This window comes from Cedecea sp. B1(4), assembly GCF_059414925.1.
The window spans coordinates 1-301 of record NZ_JCAHMZ010000281.1 but is presented as its reverse complement, the minus strand read 5'-3'; the positions used below and the strand labels follow the sequence as shown (position 1 = coordinate 301).

At 60.1% G+C, this 301-nt stretch carries 1 protein-coding gene; it reads left to right on the top strand.

Translation table 11 applies throughout. The features are described 5' to 3' along the window. Positions 1-297, top strand: a 297-nt coding sequence (locus tag ACR6JA_RS22945; protein ID WP_494599798.1) for a DotH/IcmK family type IV secretion protein, incomplete at its 5' end; no start/stop codon positions are given. Between the last annotated feature and the right edge of the window lie 4 nt (positions 298-301).

Genomic DNA, 301 nt, shown 5'->3' with positions numbered 1-301 from the left:
GCTGGGACCACAGTCAGCGTGACCTCAATGCCCACCATCGACGGGGATCTGACCTATTTCATGGATGGCACGCCACCGGAAGAGGCCAAGCGTCTACGCGTGCGCGGCTTGGAGGGCACAACCGCGTGGGTCTATCGCAACAACCTGTACGTGCGCACACACGCAACTGCTCAATACCCAGCATATCGAACGGCAGCGCGCAGCACTTCCGGCGTGTCGGTTTATCGGTACGTCGGACTCCACGATACGGTAACGCTGCTTGCTGGCGGGCGCGCCGTAACGATCTTCATCGAATAAGGAC